At 60.1% G+C, this 25,017-nt stretch carries 21 protein-coding genes; 7 read left to right on the top strand and 14 right to left on the bottom strand.

Annotated features, from left to right (window positions below):
• Positions 1-15 precede the first annotated feature (15 nt).
• The gene (locus tag Q0899_RS08340; RefSeq protein ID WP_298296470.1) at positions 16-417 is read left to right on the top strand and encodes a hypothetical protein; all 402 of its coding nucleotides are present in this window, start codon (positions 16-18) and stop codon (positions 415-417) included.
• Between the two features lie 7 nt (positions 418-424).
• Here Q0899_RS08340 and Q0899_RS08335 read toward each other — a convergent pair whose 3' ends face one another.
• The gene (locus Q0899_RS08335) at positions 425-1,240 is read right to left on the bottom strand and encodes a lytic transglycosylase domain-containing protein (protein WP_298296473.1); all 816 of its coding nucleotides are present in this window, start codon (positions 1,238-1,240) and stop codon (positions 425-427) included.
• Between the two features lie 203 nt (positions 1,241-1,443).
• On the opposite strand from Q0899_RS08335, the gene Q0899_RS08330 reads away from it, so the two are divergent.
• Positions 1,444-2,445: a hypothetical protein gene (locus Q0899_RS08330; protein WP_299192157.1), complete on the top strand. Its 1,002-nt coding sequence runs from the start codon at positions 1,444-1,446 to the stop codon at positions 2,443-2,445.
• Between the two features lie 112 nt (positions 2,446-2,557).
• Positions 2,558-5,044: an FAD-dependent oxidoreductase gene (locus tag Q0899_RS08325; RefSeq protein ID WP_299192155.1), complete on the top strand. Its 2,487-nt coding sequence runs from the start codon at positions 2,558-2,560 to the stop codon at positions 5,042-5,044.
• Here Q0899_RS08325 and Q0899_RS08320 read toward each other — a convergent pair whose 3' ends face one another.
• Genes Q0899_RS08320 through Q0899_RS08310 form a run of 3 tightly spaced genes read right to left on the bottom strand, consistent with a single transcriptional unit; the run spans position 5,045 to position 7,438 of the window.
• Positions 5,045-5,389, bottom strand: coding sequence for a hypothetical protein (locus Q0899_RS08320; RefSeq protein WP_299192153.1), 345 nt, complete (start codon positions 5,387-5,389; stop codon positions 5,045-5,047).
• A 31-nt stretch (positions 5,390-5,420) separates the two neighbouring features.
• A complete protein-coding gene (locus Q0899_RS08315) occupies positions 5,421-6,509 on the bottom strand; it encodes an FAD-binding oxidoreductase (protein WP_299192151.1) in 1,089 nt (362 codons plus the stop codon).
• A complete protein-coding gene (locus tag Q0899_RS08310) occupies positions 6,506-7,438 on the bottom strand; it encodes an aldo/keto reductase (RefSeq protein WP_299192149.1) in 933 nt (310 codons plus the stop codon). Before Q0899_RS08310 ends, Q0899_RS08315 begins: the two co-directional genes overlap by 4 nt.
• Positions 7,439-7,675: 237 nt before the next feature.
• Here Q0899_RS08310 and Q0899_RS08305 point away from each other — a divergent pair, with 237 nt between their 5' ends.
• Together Q0899_RS08305 and Q0899_RS08300 are read left to right on the top strand one after the other, a co-directional pair.
• A complete protein-coding gene (locus Q0899_RS08305; RefSeq protein WP_299192147.1) occupies positions 7,676-8,338 on the top strand; it encodes a hypothetical protein in 663 nt (220 codons plus the stop codon).
• Complete coding sequence (locus tag Q0899_RS08300; RefSeq protein WP_299192145.1) at positions 8,335-8,808, top strand: GNAT family protein; 474 nt, start codon at positions 8,335-8,337, stop codon at positions 8,806-8,808. The genes Q0899_RS08305 and Q0899_RS08300 overlap by 4 nt, the downstream gene beginning before the upstream one ends.
• A gap of 27 nt (positions 8,809-8,835) precedes the next feature.
• On the opposite strand, the gene Q0899_RS08295 is transcribed toward Q0899_RS08300, so the two are convergent.
• The 9 genes from Q0899_RS08295 to xdhA form a co-directional block, all read right to left on the bottom strand.
• Positions 8,836-9,378: a hypothetical protein gene (locus Q0899_RS08295; RefSeq protein WP_298296497.1), complete on the bottom strand. Its 543-nt coding sequence runs from the start codon at positions 9,376-9,378 to the stop codon at positions 8,836-8,838.
• Positions 9,379-9,533: 155 nt separating this feature from the next.
• The gene (locus tag Q0899_RS08290; RefSeq protein ID WP_299192143.1) at positions 9,534-10,628 is read right to left on the bottom strand and encodes a BMP family ABC transporter substrate-binding protein; all 1,095 of its coding nucleotides are present in this window, start codon (positions 10,626-10,628) and stop codon (positions 9,534-9,536) included.
• A 42-nt stretch (positions 10,629-10,670) separates the two neighbouring features.
• Positions 10,671-11,603: an ABC transporter permease gene (locus tag Q0899_RS08285; RefSeq protein WP_299192141.1), complete on the bottom strand. Its 933-nt coding sequence runs from the start codon at positions 11,601-11,603 to the stop codon at positions 10,671-10,673.
• Positions 11,594-11,932 carry a hypothetical protein gene (locus tag Q0899_RS08280; protein ID WP_298296506.1) on the bottom strand — a complete coding sequence of 113 codons (339 nt, stop codon included), beginning with the start codon at positions 11,930-11,932 and terminating at the stop codon, positions 11,594-11,596. Before Q0899_RS08280 ends, Q0899_RS08285 begins: the two co-directional genes overlap by 10 nt.
• On the bottom strand, positions 11,929-13,011 hold the full coding sequence (locus tag Q0899_RS08275) for an ABC transporter permease (protein ID WP_299192139.1): 1,083 nt from the start codon (positions 13,009-13,011) through the stop codon (positions 11,929-11,931). The genes Q0899_RS08280 and Q0899_RS08275 overlap by 4 nt, the downstream gene beginning before the upstream one ends.
• Positions 13,012-13,053: 42 nt before the next feature.
• On the bottom strand, positions 13,054-14,568 hold the full coding sequence (locus tag Q0899_RS08270) for an ABC transporter ATP-binding protein (protein ID WP_298296512.1): 1,515 nt from the start codon (positions 14,566-14,568) through the stop codon (positions 13,054-13,056).
• Positions 14,565-15,527, bottom strand: coding sequence for a xanthine dehydrogenase accessory protein XdhC (gene xdhC / locus Q0899_RS08265; protein ID WP_299192137.1), 963 nt, complete (start codon positions 15,525-15,527; stop codon positions 14,565-14,567). The genes Q0899_RS08270 and xdhC overlap by 4 nt, the downstream gene beginning before the upstream one ends.
• Positions 15,524-17,797, bottom strand: a complete 2,274-nt coding sequence (xdhB, locus tag Q0899_RS08260; protein ID WP_299192135.1) for a xanthine dehydrogenase molybdopterin binding subunit — start codon at positions 17,795-17,797, stop codon at positions 15,524-15,526. Before xdhB ends, xdhC begins: the two co-directional genes overlap by 4 nt.
• Complete coding sequence (gene xdhA / locus Q0899_RS08255; protein WP_299192133.1) at positions 17,794-19,158, bottom strand: xanthine dehydrogenase small subunit; 1,365 nt, start codon at positions 19,156-19,158, stop codon at positions 17,794-17,796. The genes xdhB and xdhA overlap by 4 nt, the downstream gene beginning before the upstream one ends.
• Positions 19,159-19,416: 258 nt before the next feature.
• On the opposite strand from xdhA, the gene Q0899_RS08250 reads away from it, so the two are divergent.
• Positions 19,417-20,583, top strand: a complete 1,167-nt coding sequence (locus tag Q0899_RS08250; RefSeq protein WP_299192131.1) for a suppressor of fused domain protein — start codon at positions 19,417-19,419, stop codon at positions 20,581-20,583.
• A gap of 83 nt (positions 20,584-20,666) precedes the next feature.
• Positions 20,667-24,167, top strand: a complete 3,501-nt coding sequence (gene dnaE / locus Q0899_RS08245; RefSeq protein ID WP_299192129.1) for a DNA polymerase III subunit alpha — start codon at positions 20,667-20,669, stop codon at positions 24,165-24,167.
• Here the strand turns inward: dnaE and Q0899_RS08240 are convergent.
• Positions 24,164-24,949 (bottom strand): phenylalanine 4-monooxygenase, encoded by a 786-nt coding sequence (locus tag Q0899_RS08240; RefSeq protein ID WP_299192127.1) that lies wholly within the window; start codon positions 24,947-24,949, stop codon positions 24,164-24,166. The two genes, dnaE and Q0899_RS08240, sit on opposite strands and share 4 nt — an antisense overlap.
• Between the last annotated feature and the right edge of the window lie 68 nt (positions 24,950-25,017).

Here is a 25,017-nt window from a genome sequence, read left to right as displayed (position 1 = left end):
TAGAAAGGTGTTACCATGATGAAATTCAGAAAATCCCTCGCTGTCGCCTGCGTTGCCTTGCTGACGTCCACGGCGGCGTCTCATGCGTTTGAGATTAACTTCACATGGGACGGCTTGAAGCTGTGTACCACTGGCAAACCCAACCGCGTCAGCAACCCGGCATTTGCCGTTAGGAACGTGCCTGCGGGAACCAAATACATCCGGTTCAAATTGGTCGATCGGGATGTGCCGAGCTACAACCATGGCGGCGGCGTCGTGGCCTATAGCGGGCAGAAGGTGATCAAGCCCGGGGCCTTCAAATACAAAAGCCCCTGCCCGCCATCAGGCCAACACACCTACGAATGGCGTGCTACGGCTCAAAGCAAGAAGAACGGCGGCGCGATCGCCAAAACGGCGAAAGCACGCAAATACCCGTAATGCTGCTCTAGCGGTCGATCCGCGCTGCCGACAGGGCAATGGCTTGTTGGTAAACGGTCGCCGCATTCCATTCGTTCAGAACCCGGAAGTTGGCCGTGCCCTGTTGGTATGGCTGGCCAGGCTGCCAGCCTTTGGCGCGCAGGAAGTTGGCGGTAGAGGCCAAAGCGTCCGCCTGATTGTAGAAATCGGCGCGCCCGTCGCCAGTGGCATCCACACCGTATTTCAGTGCATTGCCCGGCAAGAACTGCGTGTGACCCAACTCGCCATGCGCAGCCCCCCGTTGACCCGGCGACAGGATACCACGATCCACCATCGCCAGTGCAGCCAAGGCGTGTGGGATAAAAAACGCGCTGCGGCGGCAATCATAAGCCACTGTCAGGATAGAATCCACAACCGGCGTGTTGCCCATGTTGCGGCCAAAGCCGGTTTCCATGCCATGGATTGCAAGCAAGATGCCTGCTGGGACCCCGTATTTGGCCTCCAACGACTGATAGAACCCCGGGTTGCGAGCCTTTCGTTTGCGCGCCTGCGCGGCAAACCCGTCGACGGAGCCGAGCCTGATCTTGATGAACCGGTCCAGCGAATATTTCACGCCCTTTTGGTTGCGGTCCGCGGCGATCGTGCTTTTTGAATAGCTTGCATTCGCCAGAGCCTTCAGGCCCGCGTTCTTAATGCCTGCTTGGGAAGCCTCTTTGGCGAACTGCGATTTCCATGCGGCAAACCCGCCAGAATTGTTGCCGCATTGAGCGGCGATAGCGATTGCTGGGGCAGAGGCGACGAGCGCGGCAAATACTGAGGTTCTGAAAATACGGCGTTTGATCATGACTACACATTCCATTGGCAAAGTTCGCTGATACTTTAGGGGCAAGACGCCTGCTCTGAAAGCGGTTTTGTGCCACCGGCGGGACTCGGCCAATGACTGCGCAGGCGCGCGTCCATTGCGCCAAATCGCCTTTCGGTTGCCTCATTTTGTCCGCAAAGCCCAACTATTCAACTCCGGATTACAGCTGTAATTTGGTGGTGGACATGTCAAAACTCGCAATTCTTTTACCGGTGACTTTCGGGATTATGGCCGTTGGCGCAGCGGTCGCGATTGATTTTCAGAAAAAGAGCATATTGTCGGAGGACGCGTCGTTCTCGGTCGCGGATTACGTGTCTGTGGTGAAGGAAAACTTCGGTGCGCGAACACGTGAAACCGTGGCGAACAAAGACATTGGGGACTATTTTGGTCCGGCGCCGGAGGGCTGGTCGCGACGCGACTATGTCGTGGCCGACATGGACATTCTGCGCGCCGGAGCTGAGCCTGAGACGCAGCAAACGTCTGAGATTGGGGAAATCCCCGCTGACGTCAGTGCGGCACTTGATGCCGCGTCGCAGAGGTTCATGCGCGGAACACAACTTCGCGAAAAGACATACTCGAAGGGCGAGACAATGGTTGTGGTGGGGGTTCGGTTCCTGCCAGCCCGCATCATGAAGGGAGCCGGTGCCAAGCAGCTCGGCATGATGCAGGATGTGATGGCGTTGGCGGAAAATCCCAAGAACTTTGCCATCGTCCGTGGATTGAAATTCGTAGAACCCACCGCCCTTTCGGAGGACCGTGCGTACCGGCAATTCAACGCGCGGATGGGACGTCAGGTGGAAATCAAAGTGCTGACCAACGCCAGCGAGGATCAGGATGTGTTGGAGGTTTTGGCGCAGCTTGACCTTGCGTCCATGAACACAATGATGGCCGACCCGGTGCCGGGTATGGGGGAGGCAGATGTTCTCTTGCTCGCCTCTGCAGATCAACGCGAGACCGAGGCGTCACCTTTGGAAGCCATTGCGAAACAATTGGAGCAAGAAGCGCTGGAACAGGCCAAAGCGGCACTTGCGGCGGAGCCGGATGAACCAGCGGTGCCACAATCGTTCGCTTCCAGACTGTCTGGGCTGTTTGGGTCATCATCGGCGCAAGAAGAAGATCAGGCACCAAAGCGCATGGTTTGTACCGTCCAGCAGGGCTTCAAGCGCTGCGTTTTCCCAACAGAGTAGCAACACGCGCTGCGACGTAGGTCGCAATTGTCGCACGAATGTCGACTCCCGCTTCGCAGGGCACCCAAAAAGCAGGCAATCAGGGCGCAACGCTATTTAAGGGACCGCGCCGATGAAAACTCATGTCAAAGCTTTGGTTGTCGGCGGCGGCGCCGTCGGTACGTCGATCGCCTACCATCTGGGTAAGGCCGGCTGGGACACAATGCTGCTTGAACGCGATGAGCTGACGTCGGGCTCCACGTGGCACGCCGCTGGTCTGCTGCCCTATTTCAACATGAGCTATGCCACCACGCATATTCACGACTATTCCATCAAATTCTACAAAACGCTGGAAGAAGAGACGGGCCTGAATGCAGGTTTCTCCATCTGCGGCAACCTGCGCATGGCGCAGACCAAAGAGCGGATGGATGAATATGCGCTGTACGGGGCAACGGCGGAAACCGTGGGCGTGCCTTACGAGTGGCTGACCGCGAAAGAGATCAAGGACCGCTGGCCGCTGATCCGTACCGAGGACCTGGAAGGCGCGATATACCACCCAACCGACGGCTACATTAACCCCGCCGACGTCACCATGGCCATGGCCAAAGGTGCACGCCAACATGGCGTCACGATTGAACGCAAATGGCAGGTCGACGGCTACGAGTGGACTGGGTCTGAGTGGAAGGTCACCGTCACAAAAATGGTCGAGAAGGGCGGCAATCTAGTGCCCTCCGACGAGCAAACAGTCATTACTGCCGAACATGTGGTCACCGCGACGGGCAACCATGCGCAACGCACCGCTGAGCTGTTGAAGATCAAAATTCCAGCCATCCCGGTAGAACACCAGTTCATCGTGATGGAGCAGGACCCCGCGCTGGTCGAATGGCGCAAGGACAACCCCGAACATCCGGTTATCCGCGACGCTGACGCGCAGTCTTATGTGCGTGAAGAACGCGGCGGCTGGATATTGGGCGTTTACGAAAAGAACGCGCCAGCACGGTTCGAATACGGCGTGCCCGACAGCTTCCGCGCCGACCTGTTCCAGCTCGATCTGGAGCGGATCGAAGAGCAATACATGGCCATGATCCATCGTATTCCATCGTGCGAGACCTGCGGCCTAAAAGACGACTTCAATGGCCCGATTTGCTACACGCCAGACGGCAACCCACTTGTCGGTCCCGCGCCGGGGCTGCGCAATATGTGGTTGGCCGAAGGCTTTTCGTTCGGGATCACGGCGGCTGGTGGTACGGGATACTATCTGGCTCAGATGATGGTCGAAGGCGAAGCCGAGATCGACATGGCCTCGCTTGATCCCAAACGCTACGGCTCGTGGATGACGACCGAGTTTGCGGCGCGCAAGAACGAGGAGTGCTACGACCACGTCTATATTCTGCACCATCCTGACGAGGAACGACCCGCCGCTCGCCCCCTGCGCACCTCGCCCGCCTATGACCGCCAAGCCGCCCGCGGGGCGCAATTTGGCTGGGTGAACGGCTGGGAACGGCCGAACTACTACGCACCCGCAGGGTTCAGCGACCATGACAGCCGCTCTTTCCGCCGTGGCGGTTGGTGGCAATACGCGGTCGAAGAGGCAACGGCCATCCGCGAAGGTGTGGGCCTGATCGACGCGACAGCCTTTACTAAACACATCGTCAAAGGGCCCGGTGCCGCCGCGTTCCTGGACTGGTTCACCACCAACAAGTTGCCCCGCGTGGGCCGCATCAACCTGACATATGCTTTGACCGACGCGGGCACGACCCGCACGGAATACACGATTGTGCGTTTGGCTGATGATGAATTCTATCTTGTCTCGGCGGGCGCATGGACGGCCTATGATGCTGATTACCTTAGGAAATCCATCGAAGACAAAGAAGCCGAGTTTGGCCGTATCGAGTGTCAGGATGTGACCACGCAATGGGGCGTGTTCGCCATTGCCGGGCCAAAATCGCGCGATGTTCTGAACGCGGTGATCAAGGATGCCGATCCGGCGACGGCGCTTAGCAATAAGCGCTTCCCGTGGCTCAGCGCGAAGCAGATCGAGCTGGGCATGTGCCCCGTCAACGCGATCCGCGTGGCTTACACGGGTGAACTGGGCTGGGAGCTGCACCATCCGATGGAAATGCAGAACTACCTGTTCGACCTACTCGAAAAGGCGGGCGAGCCACATGGGATGAAGCTGGTGGGCGCGCGGGCGCAAAACTGGCTGCGGCAGGAAAAGTCGTACCGCGCCTTTGGCACTGAACTTGGCCGCGATGCGACGCCGATGGAGGCTGACCTGCCGCGCTTCGTGGATCTTGAGAAGGAGTTCCGCGGTAAGGCCGCGATGCAGGCCATTGGTGTGCGCTCAAAATGCGTGACTTTGTTGATCGACGGGCCGGATGACGCGGACCCGTGGGGCCGCGAAGCGCTTTATGATGGGGACACCAAGGTTGGTCGCCTGACGTCGGGTGGGTATTCCGTGGCCTTCGGGAAATCCATCGGCATGGGCTACGTGTCGCCTGATCTGGCGACCGTTGGCACCAAGCTGAAGGTGCGGATGCAACGCCAGCTTTGGGACGCAGAAATTGTGGAAGACAGCCCGTTTGACCCGAAGAATGCAAAGATCCGGGTAGACGGCTAGCTATTTCGACTGCTTCCTTCTGGCCCGCCGTCGGCGCCAAAGATCGTAGCGGCGGCGGGTGCGGATCATGGTGTTGGACATTGGTCCGCGCAGCATCGGCAGGTCAACGGCCAGCAGCAGCAGGCCAACCGGCAGCATCCAAAGCCCCAAAAAAGGCAGAATCGACAGGATCCCCCCAGCGATAAACAACAGCGCTATGGGCAGTCTTACGATCCACCACCCCCGCGCGCGGATTGCACTTAGCGGGCGGCGCATGAGCGGAAAACGGCGCGCGATGTCATCGAACTGGCGGTCCAGCCTCCGCTCCGTCCGGTCTTTGATCTGGTCTGGATCGCTTGCCATCATGGCGCTTACATAAGAGGCGGTCCCAACCAAATCAATGGCTTGGAGAGAAACGGCTGGGGCTCAGTGCCTCAATCACATCAGCCGTCAGCTGTGGGGGTCTTCCCGCCAAAAGGTCCGCCAGTAGCTGGCTCGCAGCGGGGGCGGTTTGAAAGCCGTACCCGCCTTGCCCCGCGCACCAATAAAACGCCGGCGTGGTTGCGTCCCGCCCCAGAACCAATGCCCGGTCCGGGGCAAATGTTCTTAGCCCGGCCCAAGAAGTTTCCAGCCGGGTAACCGGCTCGGTCACCATCTGTTCATACCGGGCCAACCCCTGGGCGAGCACCATGTCGTCCGCATATGCATCAAACGGGTCCATCGGGTGCTCTTCGGAAGGCGAAACCAACCACTTCCCCGCGTCATTCTTGGCGTACCAAACCCCATCCTCGTCATGAACGCCGTGCAGGAATGGCCATTTGGTGACGTCATGCCCGCCGGGCGCCGGGATACGCGCCATCGACCTGCGCATCGGCTGAAACCCCAGCAAGGACACACCTGCCATCTGAGCGATTTGATCCGCCCATGCCCCTGCCGCGTTGATGATGATGTCGGCTTCGTAGGCCTCTTCGGCCTCAATCGACCAGACGCGCCCGCGACGGACTATGGAGTTCACTTTCGCGTTGCAGCGGATGACGGCGCCATTTTGACGCGCGACCTTGGCAAATCCCTGCAACATCTTGTCGGTATCAAGGTCAAACACGTCCTCGCGATACGCCGCGAACGCGCATGTGTCAGCGTTCAGAATAGGAACCATCTGTCTGGCTTCGTCAAAGCCAAGTTGGGTCATCCCAAGCTCTTGGCAGTCGGCCGTAAAGGCATCGAATTGGTGCGGTTTGGCCAGCAACAACATGCCGCGCGGGGACAGCAGATCGTGGGTCTCCAGATAGTTGGCAGAGGCGTAGTTCAGGGCCCGCACGGTGTCGTTGCCGTAATCCTTCAGAAAGGCGGCTGCTGACCGGCCAGTCGCGTGATACCCGATGGCGTTTTCGGATTCCAAAACCGTGACTTCTGCATCTGGCGAGATGCGTGCGGCGGCAGAGATGCCGGCAATACCCCCGCCAATGATCAAGACCCTTCGGGTCATGCCTCTTCGAGGCGATCGGTAGCGGGCGGCGGGTCCTGTGTGAGCGCCGTCATGTCAGCATAGATGTCGTCGGTCATCTCAAAACTGACCGCTGCAAGCGAAGGTTCCAGCTGCGCGACCGAACGGGCGGAGATGATCGGTGCAGCGATGCCGGGATTATGCGCCACCCACGCGACGGCGAGCGTGGCCGGGTCGGTCCCGTATTTGGCTGCGAGCCCCGGCAGCGCGGCGGCGGTGTCGTGCATCCAGCTGACATCGTAGCGTTTTGAATACATCTCGACATCTTTCAAGCGGCCCCCGGCCCCTTGCGCGTATTTGCCGGTCAGAAGCCCGCCGCCAAGGGGGGAGTAGGGAACGACAGCAACGTCCTGATCGGCACATGCTGGAATGATCTCAACCTCGGCCTGACGCTTTACTAGGTTGTACATTGGTTGTAGCACGTCGATTTTCAGATCGAACGTGGCGGCCATTTGCACGGCTTTCACCACTTGCCACGCCGCGAAATTCGAGATGCCGACATAGCGGAACTTGCCTTGCTGTTTCAATTCGGCGAGGGCTTCAAGGCTTTCTTCCAGCGGGGTGTCGTTGTCCCAGCGGTGCAGATACATCAAGTCGACGCTGTCCATCTTCAGCCGATCGAGGCTGGTTTGGGTGCTCTGGGTGATGGTCTCGCGGGTCGAGGGCGCGCCGTAGTTGATTTTGGTGGCGATCAGCACATCGTCCAACTCATGCGCGCAAAATGCGCCGAGATAGTCCTCGGAAATGCCGTCATTATAGACGTAGGCGGTGTCAAAGAAACTGATACCGGCGTCACGGCATGCAGCATAGAGGGCGGCCGAGGCAGAGTGATCGGCGTTTGATCCAAACTGCATCGTGCCGAAACAAAGGGGTGAGGCGGGGGCGCCGGAGCGAGTGAAAAGCTGGGTCATTCAGCTATGGTGGCAGATGGGCGCCCGGCCTGAAAGAGCGAATTCCCCATAGGTAGAAAAATTTGTAACACGTTGAAAATAAATACATGTTCTAAATTTTTTCACAAAACTTTGGCCGAAGTCAAGGCTGTGGCTGCCTTGCATCCACTTTGTTGTGATCCTGGCCGCGGCTCGACATCCGCACAGGGTCGGGCTAGCACACCAAGCGACACTTTTGAGGTTTTTGGGCGGAATACGATGATTGTCTCCATTCGCAATTGGCTGGCTATTGCCACGCTGGTATTGACGGTCGGCTGCTCCGCGCCCGACGCGCAGCGCCAATCGGTTGAGGCCTTGCCCGCCCAAACACCGGCCTTGCCGTCCGCGGCTCTGACGCCGAATGCAGCCGCCGACACCGAAGTTAGCCGCAACATCGCCGATCTGACCGCGGGCATTTTGGCGCTGGGGCCGGGGATTGACCCGGAAGAAGCCGCACGGGCGGCGCGGATTTCGTACAGCTATACCGCGCAGCTGCGCCAAGAATACCAGATCACCGATGCCGCGATCATCCACAACATCAAGGTCAACAACGGGACCAAGCCGCGCGGCCTGTGCTGGCACTGGGCCGAGGATATCGAGAACCGCCTCAAGGCCGAGGACTTTCAGACGCTGGACCTGCACCGCGCCATTGCGAATTACGACAATTGGCGGCTTGAGCATTCCACGGCCATCGTCAGCGCCAGAGGGGCGTCAATGTATGACGGCATGGTTCTGGATCCGTGGCGCGACGGCGGGGAGCTGACCTGGAAAACCGTGCGCGACGACAAGCGGTACAAATGGACGCCACGCCAAGAGGTGTTCGACTGGAAAAGAGAGCGCGGCCTTCTGACGGTACGTTATGTTCAGGCGGCCGGTGGGTGATCCCTCCCATTTCGTTTAAGCGGCTCACCGAAGTAGAGCCCGCCGAAATTGCCGACCACATGTCCGACCCCCGCGTGGCGGAGCATATGCCGCTGCTCACCGGCGACTGGAGCATCACCGACGCCACCGAATTTGTTGCCATGAAGGAGGCCTGTTGGGCACGAGACGGGCTTGGTCACTGGGCGATTTTGGCAGACGGGAATTACATTGGGTGGGGCGGTTTCCAGAAAGAAGCTGATGAATGGGATTTCGGTCTGGTTTTGAAGCCTGATGTTTTCGGATGGGGTAGGCGTATCGCCCTGCAGGCCATCACTTTCGCCAAAGATGACCCGCGCATTCCGTTTGTGACTTTTCTTCTGCCGCCGTCTCGCAAGAACCTGTCAGCATTGTCCCGGCTAGGCGCGCGCCACATCGGTGAGGTGGTGTATGACGGCGAAGTCTTTCTGAAATACCGTCTGGATACCGTGTAGCCCGGCATCGCTTGACGCCGTTGCCCGTCAGAGGCCCTCCAAAGCGTCGAGGATCAAAATGTCCCGCCGCACTTTCAGCAGAATTGCATTCGCAAATGCCTCGGTGTCTTTGGCGATCACCGCCGTGCCAATGACCATTGGATATTTGGCCAAGCTCGGTGCTCTGGTCGGGCGGATGTTTTCGGCAGAAACGCGATAAGAGATTTTTTCATCCGCGATATGAAAATCGTCCAATTCAACCGGGCGATCTATATTTGCAAGAATGTTGCTGCCATCCGTCAACACCGGCCCCACATCGACGCCGAAGCGATACTTCTTTGCAAGTGTCGGGGTCAGGATGCTGGACCGGTTCTCATTGGCGACTGGAAACTGACGGTTGAGCGGCAGAGTCGCCGCGCCTGACGGCGTCAGCAAGATGAAATTCATCGCCTGGCGCACTTTGCCGCCCAGCCGCATCTTGACCCGGCCATGCGATGGAAAGGCTGGTTTTTCGGTTTTCGTCGTGGCCAGCATAGGGGATGCCAGACAAACCGCACTGGCGACGGTCAAAGAAAAATCACGTCTTTTCATAAGGAGCTCCTGAAATCTGGTTCTGGTTACGCGGGCGCATAGGTGACCGTAGCCTAGAATAGTCCCCCCGCCAAACGTTGGGGTATGTGGGTGCCGCCAATGCAAAAGGGCCCGCAACGATGTGCGGGCCCTTTCAGACGTCAGATCGAGGCAGCTTAGTTTGGGATGTCCGCTGTGATGCCTTCGACGTAGAAGCTCATGCCGGCCAAACCGTCATCCCCAAAATCGGCAGCGGTTTCGCCCTCTTTCAACCAGACGGAGCCGTCCTGCTTGTTAATCGGGCCGGAAAACGCGTGGTAGGAGCCGTCTGCCAATGCGTCTTTCATCGCCAGGGCTTCGGCCTTCACGTCAGCAGGCACCGCGTCGGAGATTTCCCCGATGGCAACCATGCCTGCGCCAATGCCGTCCCATGTGTCAGAGCTTTCCCAAGTGCCGTCCATCACGGCACCAACGCGGGCGATGTAGTAGGGCGCCCAATCGTCGATAATCGAGGACACGCGCGGCAGCGGCGCGTATTCGCCCATATCGGAGGCCTGACCGAAGGTGATCACGCCTTCAGCTTTTTGGGCCGCCGCTTGTGGGGCCGTGGAGTCGGTGTGCTGCAGGATCACGTCTGCGCCTTGCTCGATCAGCGCGGTTGCGGCGTCAGCTTCCTTGGCCGGGTCGAACCATGTGTAGGCCCAGATGATGTTGAATTCGACATCCGGGTTCACCTTCTTGGCGTGGATATAGGCGGAGTTGATGCCGCGGATAACCTCGGGGATCGGGAAGGAGGCGATGTAGCCGATCTTGTTGGTCTTGGTCATCTTGCCCGCGATGTGACCTTGAATGGCGCGGCCCTCGTAGAAGCGAGCCGAGTAGGTCGACACGTTCGGCGTCTCGCGCTTGTAGCCGGTGGCGTGCTCGAACTTTACGTCCGGGAACTTGGCCGCAACCGCGTTGGTCGGGTCCATGTAGCCAAAGGAGGTGGTGAAGATGATGTCGGCGCCCTGCAGCGCCATTTGGGTGATCGCGCGTTCGGCGTCGGCACCCTCTGGCACGCTTTCCTGATAGACGGTTTCGACCTTGTCGCCGAACTCGGCCTCGACGGCGAGACGGCCTTTGTCATGCTCATAGGTCCAACCGCCGTCACCAATGGGGCCAACATAGATGAAGCCCACTTTGGTCTTCTCATGGCCGTCGGCGAAGGCGCCGCCGGTTGCAAGGGCTAGCGCGGCGACGCCGGCGGCGAGTATTGATCTGCGTTTCATTTGGTAGTCTCCCCAGTTTGAATATTAAGCAGCGTTTTGCCCCTAGGATGAGGCGTGAAAGAGTTTGCCCAGACAGGCGGGCGCGCTGAGCGCGGACTTAGCCTTTCCTGACGACATGATGACCAGCACGGCGATAGTTATCAGATAGGGCGACATGGACAAGTACTCCACCGGTATCGCGACACCAGCTGCCTGCAGGTTGAGCTGCAAAACCGTAACCCCGCCGAATAAATAGGCTCCTAACAAAACCCTAAAGGGCCGCCATGCGCCGAAGACCACGATAGCGAGCGCAATCCAGCCCGCGCCGGCGGTCATGCCCTCGGTCCATTGTGGCACGCGTACGAGCGACAGGTATGCCCCGCCAAGCCCCGCGCAGGCCCCGCCGAAGGTGATCGCCATTAGCCGGACGCGCACCACTTTGTAGCCCAGCGCGTGGGCGGCGTCGTGGTTCTCGCCCACTGCACGCAAAATCAGGCCCGCGCGGGTGAATTTCAGTACTGCCCATGTGGCCACCACAAGGGCGAGCGCGAAATAGACCACCAGATCCTGGTTGAACAGGATCGGTCCAAGCACCGGTATGTCGGAAAGCAGCGGGATATCCAGCTTCTCCGTCGCGGGAGGGCGGATGCCGATATATCCTTGCCCCATGAGCGAGCTGAGCCCGAGGCCAAATAGCGTCAGCCCAAGCCCGGTGGCCACCTGATTGGACAGGAAGAACTGCGTCAGGATGCCGAAAAGCAGCGATAGCACCGCACCGCCCAGGGCTGCAGCGAGGAACCCCAGCGCGGGGGAGCCGCTTTCGACGGCTATCGCAAAGCCGCAGATTGCGCCGGTGATCATCATTCCCTCGACGCCGAGGTTCAGGACGCCGGATTTTTCGACGACCAGCTCGCCGATAGCGGCGAGGATGATGGGGGTGGATGCGACCATGAGGGAGGCTACCAGCAGAACGGGGTTGATTGAGGTTAGGTCCATGGCAAAATCCTTGGCAAAGCAGGGTTTGGGAATTCGCCACGTATGAAGAAAAAGAACGCTAAAACAGCGACCAAGGGGACCCAGAATGCCCAATGGTACTGAATAACATCATTATCTGGTGTTCTTAAGGAAGGTATCACCTTTTCTACCTTGCTTTGGAAAATGGCACCTACTGCAAGGATCAACAGAAGCGCCGGAAGCCATAACCACCCATATCGGCCGATGAAAATTGAAATCGATATTCCAAAACACAATCCAGCCAATAAATTCAGTGCGACTTTCTTCCATGTTGGCCATGGTTTGGCCGATGAATTTTCTGCCTCCATCACGCCGCCCCCCGCTTACCGAACCGCACCCGGAAATTGGTCAGAACGTCCACCGCCAGCAGGAAGAACAACAACATCCCCTGAAACGCCTGAATGGCTGCCGCAGGCAGGCCCAGCGACGACTGCGCGGCCTCGCCGCCGATATATGTCAGCGCCAGCAGCAGACCCGCCAGCAGGATACCTACCGGATGCAGACGGCCCAGAAAGGCCACGATGATTGCGGTGAAGCCGTAGCCTACGTTGAAATCGATGCTGACCTGACCGGCGGGGCCGGAGACCTCGAACAAGCCAGCCAGCCCCGCCAATGCGCCCGACATGCCGAGACAGAACAGGACCAGCCGCGCCGGGTTCACGCCCCCAAACCGTGCGGCGCGGGGTGCTTGGCCCGCCAGTTTGATCTGGAACCCCATCTGGTGGCGGGCGAACAGGACATAGGCAAAGATCACCGCAATCATGGCAGCCACGACGCCCCAGTGAAGCCCGGTACCGGCAATGATTTCTTCATTGTAAGCAGAGGGGTAGGAGCGGAAGTTGCGAGACCCCGGAAAGCCCGCGCCATCGGGGTTTTTCAACGCGCCCAGCGCCATGGAGGCGAGGATGAACTCCGCCACGTACACCAACAGAAGCGACACCAAAATCTCGTTGGTGTTGAATTTGACCCGCAGGATGCCGGGGATCATGGCCCACAAGAAACCACCTAAAGCGCCAGCCAGGATCATCAGCGGAAAGACGATGAAGCTGTCATAGGGATAGAACGCCAGTCCCACCGCCGCGCCGCAGACCGCGCCGATGATGTATTGCCCCTCGGCCCCGATGTTCCAGATGCCCGCGCGAAACCCCATCGACAGCCCGATGGCAATCAGGATGAGCGGGCCCGCTTTGATCAGCAATTGCCCGCGATAATAGAACGCAAACTCGCCGAAAATCGGGTCCCAAAAGATGGTGCGTATGGCCTCGACCGGGTCCTTGCCCAGAACGGCAAACATCACGCCGCCCGCGATCATGGTCAGAATGACTGCAAGGGGCGGGGTCAACCAGGACCACATCCGTGACGGCTCGGGGCGTTTTTCCAGCGCGATCACGTCAACACCATCACTGTTTCACAAATACCTAAATCCCGCAGGTTACGCATGCGCCGCCTCCAGATCATGGGCACCACCCATCATCAATCCAATCTGGTCGACGGTCAGCCCCACCGCAGGCACCGGCTTGGTCAGCCGCCCTTCATTGAGCGCCGCAAACCGGTCGGAGATTTCCATCAGCTCGTCCAGGTCCTGGCTGATCACAATGATCGCGGCCCCGTCGGCGGCCAGATCCAGCAAAGCCTGCCGGATCGCCGCGGCGGCGGAGGCGTCAACCCCCCATGTCGGTTGATTGACGACCAGTACCTCGGGGCGTTGCAGAATTTCGCGGCCGATGACGAATTTCTGCAAGTTGCCACCCGACAGCGCGCGGGCGGCGGTATGCGCGCCCGGCGTGCGCACGTCAAAATCGGCGATCACGTCTTCTGCAAATTTTCGGGCCTTGCCCCAATTCAGAAAACCCTTCCTGGCCAACGACTTGCGCACGGTTCCTGTCAGTACCGCATTTTCGGTCAGGCTCATATCGGGGGCCGCAGCGTGGCCCAGCCGTTCTTCGGGCGCGGCCAAAAGCCCGATGTCGCGCCGCGCATTTGGGCCCATTGCGCCCACATCACTGCCCTTGAACATCACTTGGCTGGGGCCTGCGGGCAGTTCGCCTGACAGCGCGGCCGTCAGTTCGTCCTGCCCGTTGCCCGCGACCCCGCCAATGCCCAGCACTTCGCCGCGATGCACGCTCAGACAGACCTCTTTCAGCGAGGTGCCAAACGCGGAGGGTGCGGCGATTGACAGGTCGCGCAATTCCAATGCGACCTCGGTGGCGCGATGCGCCGCGCGTTCGGGCACATGCAACACTTCGCCCACCATCATTTCCGCCATGGCGCGGGCCGTTTCCTGTCGCGGGTTGCACGTGGCCACGTTCTTGCCCAGCCGCAAGATGGTGGCGGTGTCGCAAAGCCTGCGGATCTCCTCCAGCTTATGCGAGATATAAAGGATCGAGGTCCCCTCAGAGCGCAGCTTTTCCAGTGTTTTGAACAGAATTTCGACCTCTTGCGGGGTCAGCACGCTGGTCGGCTCGTCCATGATCAGCAACTTGGGGTTTTGCAGCAGGCAGCGGATGATCTCGACGCGTTGCCGCTCCCCTGCGGACAGGTCGCCGACCAGCCGCGACGGGTCTAAGGGAAGCCCGTAAGCATTTGACACTTCGGTAATTTTCGCCGCGAGGTCGCGCATCTTGGGCGGGTTCTCCATGCCCAGCGCGATGTTTTCGGCCACATCCAGCGCTTCAAACAACGAAAAGTGCTGGAACACCATTGCCACGCCAGCGGCGCGCGCCGCGCGGGGCTCTGCAGGGGTGAAGGGGGCGCCGCGAAACTCCATCTGGCCCGCGTCAGGCTTGACCAGCCCGTAGATCATCTTGACCAAGGTGGATTTGCCGGCCCCGTTTTCGCCCAACAACGCGTGGACCTCGCCGGGTTTGATGGTCAGCGACACGTTGTCGTTGGCAACGACGCCGGGATAAGCCTTGGTCAGCCCCTTGAGGTTGAGTAACGTGGTCATGCTGTGGCTTGGCCCCCCGTAGCGCCCATATCTTCTTCCCCCGAGCGCAGCGACATCACTAGCGCGGAGGCGACGCCCAAAGCAATAGCCTGCGGATGTTTGCCCAAGGCAGGGTCCCCGATGGGGCAGGTGATGCGATTGATGGAGTGCGGCGCGTGGCCAAGTGCCGACAGCCGGGTCTGAAAGCGCGCCCATTTGGTATTGGACCCGATCAGCCCCACGCTTGTGAACCCGTGTTGCAGCAGCTGGTGACAGAGCTCTAGATCCAATGCATGCGAATAGGTCAGGATCAGGTGCCTTGCGTGTTGCGGTGCATGGATAGCGGCGGCGGCCGGGTTGGCTACAGGAAGGATTGTGACGGTGCTGGGGGTCTCCACGGGGAACCTGTCGGCGGCGGTGTCGACCCAAGTGATGTCGAAATCGGGCAGCGGCGTCAGCGTTTGAACCAGCGCCCGCCCCACATGGCCGGCACCGTAAATCCAAAGCGGATGGGCTTCGGTGGCGATTTGCTCCGCCAGCCAGCCGCTTTGCAGCAGTAGGCGCGTCGGTCTGCCACTGCGGGCTTTGGCGGCCGCGCGGGTCACGGCCAGCGGCGCGTCCGCTTCGCCGGTGATCCGTCTGACGTATACGGGCTGCTTGGTATCCACGGCATCGAGCCTGTCTTGGGTGAAGATTTCGCTGACAACCGTCACCGCCCCGCCGCAGCATTGCCCAAGCGCGGGACCAAGCGGGACCTTGTCCAACTGCGGCTGGCCTTTGCCCAACCGCGCGCGCACTGCTTTGACCGCCTCAAACTCCAGCGCGCCGCCGCCGATGGTGCCCGATTGCCCATCGCGCCAGACCAACATCGATGTCCCGGTTTCCCGCGGGGCGGAGCCCTTGTGATCAGCGATCACGATCCGGCCTACGACCCCGTAGGCGTTAACTGCGCGTCGCAAAGCTTTGAGATCAAAACTCATTTCTTCACCTGCTGAATGGCGGCCAGCACCCGTTCGGCCGTCGCAGGCGCATGAAGGTTGGGGTACGCTGCACCGCAACTGGCTACGGCATCCGACAGCGCCATCAGCGCGGAAATGCCCAGCATCAGCGGCGGCTCCCCCACGGCTTTGGAACGGTAAATGGTCTCGGACGAGTTCTCACCATCCCAAAGGGCCACGTTGAACACCTCCGGCGCGTCGCTGGCGCAGGGGATTTTGTAGGTGGCGGGCGCGTGGGTCTTCAGCGCGCCTGAGTCGTCCCAGACCAGTTCCTCCATGGTCAGCCAGCCCGCCCCTTGCACGTAGCCGCCCTCAATCTGGCCGATGTCCAAGGCGGGGTTCAGAGACGCACCACAGTCATGCAAGATGTCAGCGCGCAGGATGCGGTTTTCGCCGGTCAGCGTGTCTATGACGACCTCCGTCACAGCGGCACCATAAGCGAAGTAGAAGAACGGGCGACCCGCCCCCTTGATCCGATCCCAGGCCACTTCAGGTGTCGCGTAAAAGCCCGTAGCCGACAGGGACACGCGGTTTTCGTAGGCGTCTTTGACGGCTTCTTCGAAGCTAAGGTCCCGTTCGCCTGTGATGACTTTGCCATCCGTAAATGTCACTTCGCCGCCCAGATGCGCGGCAATGCGGTCGCAAATGGTCTCGCAGGCCGCTTTCACAGCCATGCCATTTAGATCAGTCCCGGAGGAGGCCGCCGTGGCGGACGTATTGGGCACTTTGCCGGTATCAGTGGCCGTGATCTGCACCTTGTCCGCGCTGACACCAAAGACCGAGGCCGCAACTTGTGCTACTTTGGTGAACAGGCCTTGCCCCATCTCTGTGCCGCCGTGGTTCAGATGGATCGACCCGTCCTGATAGACATGCACCAATGCACCGGCTTGATTTAAGTGGGTCAGCGTGAAGGAGATTCCGAACTTCACCGGCGTCAGGGCTATGCCACGCTTCAAGACCGGGTTTGCTGCATTCCAATCGGACACAGCCGCGCGGCGGGCTTGATAATCGGAAGATGCCTCCAACGCGTCCGTCATCTCATGCAGGATGCTGTCGGTGACCTCCATCCCGTATGGCGTCGTGGGTTTCGTTTTGGCAGAAATACTCACAGCGGATGGGTAGTAATTCGCGCGGCGCACCTTCAGCGGATCAAGGCCAAGGTGATGCGCTACCTCGTCCATCACCCGCTCAATCCCCACCATGCCTTGCGGCCCGCCAAATCCGCGAAACGCCGTGGCGCTTTGGGTGTTGGTCTTCAATCGGTGCGATGTGATGCGGGCATGGTCCAGCAGATAGGCGTTGTCCGCATGCAGCATGGCCCGGTCGGCAACGGGCAGGGACAGGTCCTGCGCCCAGCCACAGCGGGCGTATTGCGTGAAGTCCACGCCGCTGACGCGACCCTGATCGTCAAAGCCCACGTCATAGTCGATCCGGAAGTCATGTCGCTTGCCGGTGATCACCATGTCGTCGTCGCGGTCATAGCGCATCTTGCACGGCCAGCCGGTCAGCTTGGCGGCAACCGCGCAGGCGACGCACAGGGCGTTGCCCTGACTTTCCTTACCCCCAAAGCCGCCGCCCATGCGGCGCACCTCCACGCGCACCGCGTTCATCGGTTTGCCCAGCGCTTCAGCCACCTTGTGCTGAATTTCGGTCGGGTGTTGAGAAGATGCATGCACCACCATCTCGCCGCCGTCCTGCGGCACGGCGAGGGCGGCGTGGCCTTCAAGGTAGAAATGTTCCTGCCCACCGATATCGATGGAGCCCGTCAGCCTGTGCTTGGCGCGCTCCAAAGCCGCTTGAACGTCGCCCTTGGCATAGATGCGGGGACCCTCTTCAAATCGGCTTTCCGCCTCTAACGCCTGATCAATGGTAAGTATCGGGGTTTGCTCCTCATAGCTGATCTGGCCCAGCCGCGCCGCTTTGCGCGCTGCCAAATGCGAGGTGGCCACCACCAGAAAAATGGGCTGGCCGATGTAGTTCACGGGGCCAGGGCTCAGCAGCGGTTCGTCGTGAGCGGACGGGGAGACATCGTTGTCAAAGGGCAGATCGCGCGCCGTCTGCACCGCGACGACGCCATCAGCGGCCTCTACTGGCCCGAGAGCCATCTGCTTAATCGTGCCGCGCGCGATGGTGGATTGCCCGAAGGCCAGATGCAGCGTGTTGGCCGGGGTCGGGATATCGTCGGTGTAACGCGCGGCACCGGTGACGTGCAGCGGGCCGCTATCGTGTTTTTGAGAGAGGTGAACGCTCATGCACGGACCTCCAACACGTTTGTCGCCACGCCTTGTGGTTCTTCAAAGCAGCGCTGCATCAACCCTTGCGCGACAGCCAACCGATACTCGGCGGAGGCACGCATGTCGCTCATCGGGGTGAAATCCTGCGCGAATGCGGCTTTGGCGGCATCTATCGTTGCTTGCGCCCAAGGCTGGCCTTCCAAAGCTGCCTCGACATGCGAAGCGCGTTTGGGAGTGCCGGCCATGCCGCCGAATGCGATACGCGCTGAGGCGACTTTGCCCCCATCAACCACGATGTTGAAACAGCCGCAGACCGCGGAAATGTCCTGATCGAAACGTTTGGATATCTTGTAGCAGCGCAGCGTGTCGGGTTGGCGGGGGATGGTGACGGCCTCTACGAACTCGCCCGGCGCGCGGTCCTGTTGGCCGTATTCAATGAAGAAATCCTCGATTGGCATCGACCGCCGGTCACCACCTTTGCGCAGATGCAGCTCTGCGCCCAGTGCGATCAGGGCGGGTGGACTGTCCCCGATGGGCGAGCCATTTGCAATGTTGCCGCCGATGGTCGCCGCATTGCGCACTTGCACCGAGCCATAGCGGCGCAACATTTCGGCGAAAAACGGGTGGGGGTCACGCATCGCTTCCAGCACTTGGGTGATCGTGCAGGCGGCCCCGATACGGATGCCGCTTTCGCTGAGCTCGATCTGTTGCAGATCGGCGCAACGCCCCAGAAAAGCGACTTTATTTAGGTCTCGCAGCTGTTTGGTGACCCACAGACCCACATCTGTAGCGCCGCCGATCAGCGTAGCGTCGGGGTGCTCCCGGTACCATGCGGCCAGCTCATCTGCGCTTTCGGGCAACGTGAATTCGGACGGCAGCCCGTCGATTGCGCTGACATCCTCAGCCATCCAGGTGGGCGCCTTCGCGACCTCAGCCGCCTTAGCCGCACGCAAAATGGGAACGTAGCCCGTGCAGCGGCACAGGTTGCCCGCCAGCTGGTCTTTGTGATCCGTTTCCCCGTTTTTGTGCGCGGCGGCCAAAGATGTAATAATGCCGGGCGTACAAAAGCCGCATTGCGAGCCGTGATGATCCACCATGGCTTGCTGGACGGGGTGTAAATCGCCTGTGGGCCCGGCGATGCCTTCGACAGTGCGAACGGCGCGGCCCTGCAGTTGCGGCATGAACAGGATGCAGGCATTCATGGCCCGCGCAACGCCGTCTTCGCCGGTCACAATGACCGAGCAGGCCCCGCAATCGCCCTCGTTGCAGCCCTCTTTAGTGCCCGTCAGCCCCATCCGGTCGCGCAGAAAATCCAGCAACGTGTCTGTCGGCTCGACCCGGCTTTGAACGATTTCCCCATTCAGAAGAAACGTCACCATATATGAAGTATCCTGCCGCCTTACTCCGTTGGTTGGCTCTCGTGGATGCGGCGTCGATGCGGCGTAGACGGCGCGAAAAGCTTGGTAGCATGACGATGCTATGCTGGAGCAGACCGCATTGGCAAGCATAGCGCCGAAAAGAAAAGTGAGTTTGCACAGGCTGTGCACACAAACGCCCAGAAAATGACCCATTGATTAGCGATGTATGAACGACGAACAACCAATTTCGGTGCGAGTAAAGGGTGAAAGGACGTGGGGATGCTAAAGCGGCTTCTATCGCGAGACACCAAGGAAAAGGTGGCCCAACGGGCAAAGGACGCGCTGGACGCGGCCCCGGCCGTTGCACCCGCGAGTCCCGCACCAGAGCCTGCCCTTCAACTTGCGCCTGCCGCACCGCCGCCTGTGGCACGCCGGGCCAAAAGCATGCGCGACAGCGACATCAAGGACGAATTTGGCCGCTCGGCTGAGCAGCTTGCCGCAGAAGCTGCCAAAGATTTTGACATTATGGGCCTTGCTGCCCGCGTGGCTGATATGGACGAGCGTCCGGACCGCCCCCGCAAGTCGGAGACAGTTGCGACCAGTTCCAATGGCGAATTCGGTGTCATTGGCGCGACGCCCGCCAAACCGGCTGAACCTGCGCCGGTTGCTCCCGCTCCTGCTCCTGTAGCTGCCCCAACTTCCGCGCCGGCTTCCGACAGCAAAGCAAAGCGCCTGCGCGTCCGGGATGGCCATATCGCATTGCCCGGCTCCAAGCCAAAGGCGATTGATGCCACATTGGCTGCGCGTGATGCCTATTGGGACAAGGTGGGTCGCACAGACCCGGATTATTTCGGCTACCCTGTCTGCCCAGAGCTGAAAGGCGCCCCGGCTTGGCCCACTCAGACGCAGGCCTTCCGCATAGTACGGACCGAGAACAGCCTCATCATCGCCTCCGATGGGTTGAGCGACCCTTTTGCGCCGTTCCGCGGCGAGACCATCGCCAATGGCTACGGGATGGAGATGTATATCGAGATACCGGGCTGGCAGTCCATGGATGCCGATCTGGTGCGTGACAGCTGGGCCTTCAAGAGCATAGAGCAGCTGGCACGCGTCTGCGCTTTTCAGAAAGGGCTTGGCGATCTGCTGGACGAGCATGGCGTGATGTCCGTGGATCTGCCGACACCTTGTGTGCCCAATGGGTGGGTGGTTTCCGGCTACGCTGAACCTGCGGGCGCATTGATTGACCTTCCGATCCCGTCCGGCCTTGCCCAAATTGCTGACATGCCATTGTCGCGGGTGCGCGTTGTCCCCATCACTTTGATTTTTCCTGAAGAGCTGGAAGACTGCGTTGTCGGAGGCCCATCTGAGCGCAAAGCACTGGTCAACGACCTGATGACAACCGGTCAGGGCCACAAGACTGACCCGAAACGGTCCAGCCTGCGCTAGGCCCACAAAACCATCCACAACAAAGCCGGGACGCCCCACATTTTCCCGCTTCCCCTCAGCCCGCTGCGATATAATGTGGTGCCATGGCTGACCAACCCCGATTCATCCACCTGCGCGTGCACAGCGAATACTCGCTTTTGGAAGGCGCGATCCGCCTTAAAAAGCTGGCGGGCATGTGCCAGGACGCCCAAATGCCCGCCGTGGCGATCACAGACACCAACAACATGTTCGCGGCGCTGGAATTTTCTGAATACGCGTCTGGGGCCGGGGTGCAGCCGATTGTCGGCTGTCAGGTGGACCTGGCCTATGATCAAGCCGCGCCCGGCGAAAAGGTCCGCGAACCGGCCCCGATTGTGCTGCTGGCGCAGAATGAGGCCGGCTACGAGAACCTGATGAAGCTGAACTCCTGCCTCTATCTGGATGCCGAAGGGCAGTTGCCGCAGGTGACGATGGCAGAATTGAAGGAGCACGCGGAAGGCCTGATCTGCCTGACCGGCGGCCCGGACGGCCCAATCGGGCGGCATTTGCGCGGCGGCCAGCAGCCCAAAGCGGAGGCGATGATGCGCCAATTGGCGCAGACCTATCCGGACCGCCTCTATGTCGAGTTGCAGCGCCACCCGACCGAAGATGGGCTGCCAGATGCCGAACGGCAAAGCGAGCGCGGTCATGTCGAAATGGCCTATGCCATGGGGTTGCCGCTCGTCGCGACCAATGACGTGTATTTCCCGAAGGCCGATATGTACGAAGCGCATGACGCGCTGATCTGCATCGCGGACGGCGCCTATGTTGACCAGCAAAGCGAACGCCGCAAGCTGACGCCGCAGCACTATTTCAAGTCACCGCAGGAGATGGCGGCCCTGTTTGCCGACCTTCCGGAAGCGCTTGAAAACACAGTTGAAATCGCCAAACGCTGCGCGTTTAAGACCTACAAGCGGGACCCGATCCTGCCGAAATTTGCCGATAACGAGATCGAGGAGCTGCGCCGTCAGGCCAATGAGGGGCTGCAAGCGCGGCTGGCCGTGATCCCGCATGCCGCAGAGGTTGAAGAATACCAGAAGCGGCTGGATTTTGAGCTGGGCATCATCGAGGGCATGGGTTTCCCGGGATACTTCCTAATCGTGGCGGATTTCATCCATTGGGCCAAGGATCACGACATCCCGGTAGGACCGGGGCGCGGCTCGGGCGCGGGGTCGTTGGTGGCCTATGCGCTGACGATCACCGATTTGGACCCGTTGCGCTACTCGCTTCTGTTTGAGCGGTTTTTGAACCCCGAACGGGTGTCGATGCCCGATTTCGACATCGACTTCTGCATGGACCGCCGCGAAGAGGTGATCCGCTACGTCCAAGAGAAATACGGCCGCGACAAGGTGGGGCAGATCATCACCTTTGGTGCGTTGCTGTCCAAGGCCGCGGTGCGCGACATTGGGCGGGTGCTGCAAATGCCCTATGGGCAGGTGGACCGGTTGTCGAAGATGATCCCCGTAGAGGGGGTCAAGCCGGTGTCCATTGAGAAGGCTTTGGCGGATGAGCCGAAGCTGCGCGAAGAGGCCAAGAACGAAGAGGTCGTGGCCCGCCTGCTGGACTACGGGCAGCAGGTTGAGGGGTTGTTGCGCAATGCCTCCACCCACGCGGCTGGAGTGGTGATCGGCGACCGGCCTCTGGACGCGTTGGTGCCATTGTATCAGGACCCGCGTTCCGACATGCCCGCAACCCAATTCAACATGAAATGGGTGGAACAGGCCGGGCTGGTCAAATTCGACTTTCTGGGGCTGAAGACCCTGACCGTGATCCAGAACGCCATCGACCTCTTGGACCGGCCTCTTCATATCGCGGCGGACGGGTCGCAGATTTACGAACCGCCCGCAGGGGCAGAGAACGATATCGGGGCGATCCCGCTGGATGATAAGAAGTCGTACGACCTCTATTCGTCCGCCAAAACGGTGGCCGTATTCCAGGTGGAAAGCTCGGGCATGATGGACGCGCTGCGGCGCATGAAGCCCACTTGCATTGAGGATATCGTGGCGCTGGTGGCGTTATACCGGCCGGGCCCGATGGAGAATATCCCGACTTACTGCGAGGTGAAGAACGGGCTGAAAGAGCTTGAATCCATTCACCCTTTGATCGACCACATCTTGGCCGAAACCCAAGGCATCATCGTCTACCAGGAACAGGTGATGGAGATTGCGCAGGTCATGGCGGGCTACTCGCTTGGCGGTGCTGACCTGCTGCGCCGCGCCATGGGCAAGAAGATCAAGGAAGCGATGGACGCGGAGCGGCCCAAGTTTGAAGCGGGCGCGAAGGAGAATGGCGTCGACGCGAAGAAGGCGCGCGAAGTATTTGACCTGCTTGAGAAATTTGCCAATTACGGTTTCAACAAATCGCACGCCGCCGCCTATGCTGTGGTCAGCTACCAGACAGCGTGGCTGAAGGCCAACCACCCGGTTGAGTTCATGGCCGGCGTTATGAACTGCGACCTGCATCTTACTGATAAACTTGGGGTTTATAAGGAAGAGATCACCAAGGTTCTGGACATCGAGATCGTCCCGCCTTGCGTGAACCGGTCGGCGGCGACGTTCAGCGTGGCCGATGGCAAAGTAGTTTACGCGCTAGGCGGGTTGAAAAACGTGGGCGTCGAGGCGATGCGGCTGGTGACGGACGCCCGCGTGGTGGATGGCGTCGAGAAGCCTTTTGCCACGCTCTTTGACTTTGCCCGCCGGGTTGATCTGAAACGGGTCGGTAAACGGCCGTTGGAGATGCTCGCGCGGTCCGGCGCATTTGACCAACTGGACCCCAACCGGCACCGAGTGTTCGCATCTTTGGACGGGCTGGTCAGCTACTCCGCTGCGATCCACGAGCAGCGCAGTTCGAACCAAGTGTCGCTGTTCGGGGAGGCGGGCGACGACCTGCCGGAGCCGCGCCTATCCCCCGTAGATGACTGGTTGCCGTCGGAACGTCTGGCGCAGGAGTTTACAGCTGTCGGTTTCTATCTGTCGGGCCACCCGCTGGATGACTATGTTTTGGCGCTCAAGCGCAAGGGCGTGCTGACGCTTGCCGAGATCGAAGAACGCGTTCAAGGCGGGGCCATTGTGGCCAAGCTGGCGGCGACAATTTCGGGCCGTCAGGAACGCAAATCGGCGCGCGGCAACCGCTTTGCCTTTGTGCAAGGCTCCGACCCGTCGGGCATGTTCGAAGTGACGGTGTTCTCCGACACGCTGGAAAGCTCGGGCGAGCATTTGATGACCGGCAACAACGTGGTGCTGACGGTGGAGGCCACCTACGAATCCGAGCAGTTGAAACTGCTCTGTCGCGCCGCCCAGCCGATCGACGGCGCCGTTGAAGCGGGCGCGATGGGGTTGAAGATATTTGTTGAGGATGACGCGGTGATTGCGTCCATCGCCTCGGTGCTGGAGCGTTCGGGTCAGGACAAATCCATACGCGCACGCGGTCCGGTGTCCTTGTGCCTGATGAACCCCGACTTGCCGGGGGAGGTCGAGGTGGCGCTGGGTGACAAATTCGCCGTGAACCCCAAGGTCAAGGGCGCGATCAAGTCGCTGGGCGGCGTCGTGATGGTCGAAGAGATTTAGGCAACCAGATCGAACCTGGCGGGTAAATCGCCCGCGGCTTTTGCAGCAACAATTGCGGCCTCAATGTCTTGGTCCAGCGTGTCCACCAACTGCTCGAAACTATCGATCACAAAATAGACCGGCTGGACGATGTCTATGCGGTAGGGCGTGCGCAGCACCGTCATCAGGTCGAATTCGACCATCTCCGCTTCGCCGGATGTCGCGTATTCTGCCTCCGACGGGGAAGACATGATACCCGCGCCAAAGGCTTTCAACGCGCCGCTTTCTCGGATCATCCCGAATTCGATGGTGAACCAGAACAGGCGGAACAGGTGTTTGAGGTGCTCTTTCGGCAGGTTCAGCGCCAAGGCCCCGAAGCGTTCCATGAACTGGCAAAAGGGCTCGTTCGTCAGCATGGGGGAGTGGCCGAACACTTCGTGGAAGATGTCGGGTTCTTCCAGATACTCCATATCCTCGCGCGTTCTGATGAAGGTGGCGACCGGGAATTTGCGATTGGACAGCAGGGTCGAGAACTCGTCCTGTGGGATCAACGCCGCGACGCCTTTGACGCCTGCGCCGGTCAGTTCGGCAAGCTTTGCATCGAGTGATGTGACCTGCGGGATATGCAGTGCGGACAACCCAAGCCGCGCCACGCCGTCGAGATAGGCTTGGCAGGCGTGGTCCTGCAGGTAGGCGATTTGACGGGTGAACAGGTCTTTCCAGACACCATGTTCCTCGGGGCTGTAGCTGTAGATGCCGTTCTCGTCCGGTGCTTTCGAGGTATAGTTTGGGTTCAGCGGCATGGCGATCTCCTTGGGTTGCCCAAGTTTTGACCGGCAGAGCCGAGAAATTTGGCCAAATCTCATGCAGG

This window comes from uncultured Litoreibacter sp. (assembly GCF_947501785.1).
Taxonomy (GTDB): domain Bacteria; phylum Pseudomonadota; class Alphaproteobacteria; order Rhodobacterales; family Rhodobacteraceae; genus Litoreibacter.
The sequence above is the reverse complement of the archived record's forward strand: the minus strand, read 5'-3'. Positions and strand labels throughout refer to the sequence as shown.

Bases quoted from the DNA above. Each gene is read 5' to 3' on its own strand.
- Q0899_RS08290 (WP_299192143.1), bottom strand. From the start codon at position 10,628: ATGAAACGCAGATCAATACTCGCCGCCGGCGTCGCCGCGCTAGCCCTT.
- Q0899_RS08285 (WP_299192141.1), bottom strand. From the start codon at position 11,603: ATGGACCTAACCTCAATCAACCCCGTTCTGCTGGTAGCCTCCCTCATG.
- dnaE (WP_299192129.1), top strand. From the start codon at position 20,667: ATGGCTGACCAACCCCGATTCATCCACCTGCGCGTGCACAGCGAATAC.
- Q0899_RS08320 (WP_299192153.1), bottom strand. From the start codon at position 5,389: ATGATGGCAAGCGATCCAGACCAGATCAAAGACCGGACGGAGCGGAGG.
- Q0899_RS08335 (WP_298296473.1), bottom strand. From the start codon at position 1,240: ATGATCAAACGCCGTATTTTCAGAACCTCAGTATTTGCCGCGCTCGTC.
- Q0899_RS08330 (WP_299192157.1), top strand. From the start codon at position 1,444: ATGTCAAAACTCGCAATTCTTTTACCGGTGACTTTCGGGATTATGGCC.
- Q0899_RS08270 (WP_298296512.1), bottom strand. From the start codon at position 14,568: ATGACCACGTTACTCAACCTCAAGGGGCTGACCAAGGCTTATCCCGGC.
- Q0899_RS08305 (WP_299192147.1), top strand. From the start codon at position 7,676: ATGATTGTCTCCATTCGCAATTGGCTGGCTATTGCCACGCTGGTATTG.
- xdhB (WP_299192135.1), bottom strand. From the start codon at position 17,797: ATGAGCGTTCACCTCTCTCAAAAACACGATAGCGGCCCGCTGCACGTC.
- Q0899_RS08310 (WP_299192149.1), bottom strand. From the start codon at position 7,438: ATGACCCAGCTTTTCACTCGCTCCGGCGCCCCCGCCTCACCCCTTTGT.
- Q0899_RS08340 (WP_298296470.1), top strand. From the start codon at position 16: ATGATGAAATTCAGAAAATCCCTCGCTGTCGCCTGCGTTGCCTTGCTG.
- Q0899_RS08240 (WP_299192127.1), bottom strand. From the start codon at position 24,949: ATGCCGCTGAACCCAAACTATACCTCGAAAGCACCGGACGAGAACGGC.
- xdhC (WP_299192137.1), bottom strand. From the start codon at position 15,527: ATGAGTTTTGATCTCAAAGCTTTGCGACGCGCAGTTAACGCCTACGGG.
- Q0899_RS08295 (WP_298296497.1), bottom strand. From the start codon at position 9,378: ATGAAAAGACGTGATTTTTCTTTGACCGTCGCCAGTGCGGTTTGTCTG.
- Q0899_RS08250 (WP_299192131.1), top strand. From the start codon at position 19,417: ATGCTAAAGCGGCTTCTATCGCGAGACACCAAGGAAAAGGTGGCCCAA.
- Q0899_RS08325 (WP_299192155.1), top strand. From the start codon at position 2,558: ATGAAAACTCATGTCAAAGCTTTGGTTGTCGGCGGCGGCGCCGTCGGT.
- Q0899_RS08315 (WP_299192151.1), bottom strand. From the start codon at position 6,509: ATGACCCGAAGGGTCTTGATCATTGGCGGGGGTATTGCCGGCATCTCT.
- xdhA (WP_299192133.1), bottom strand. From the start codon at position 19,158: ATGGTGACGTTTCTTCTGAATGGGGAAATCGTTCAAAGCCGGGTCGAG.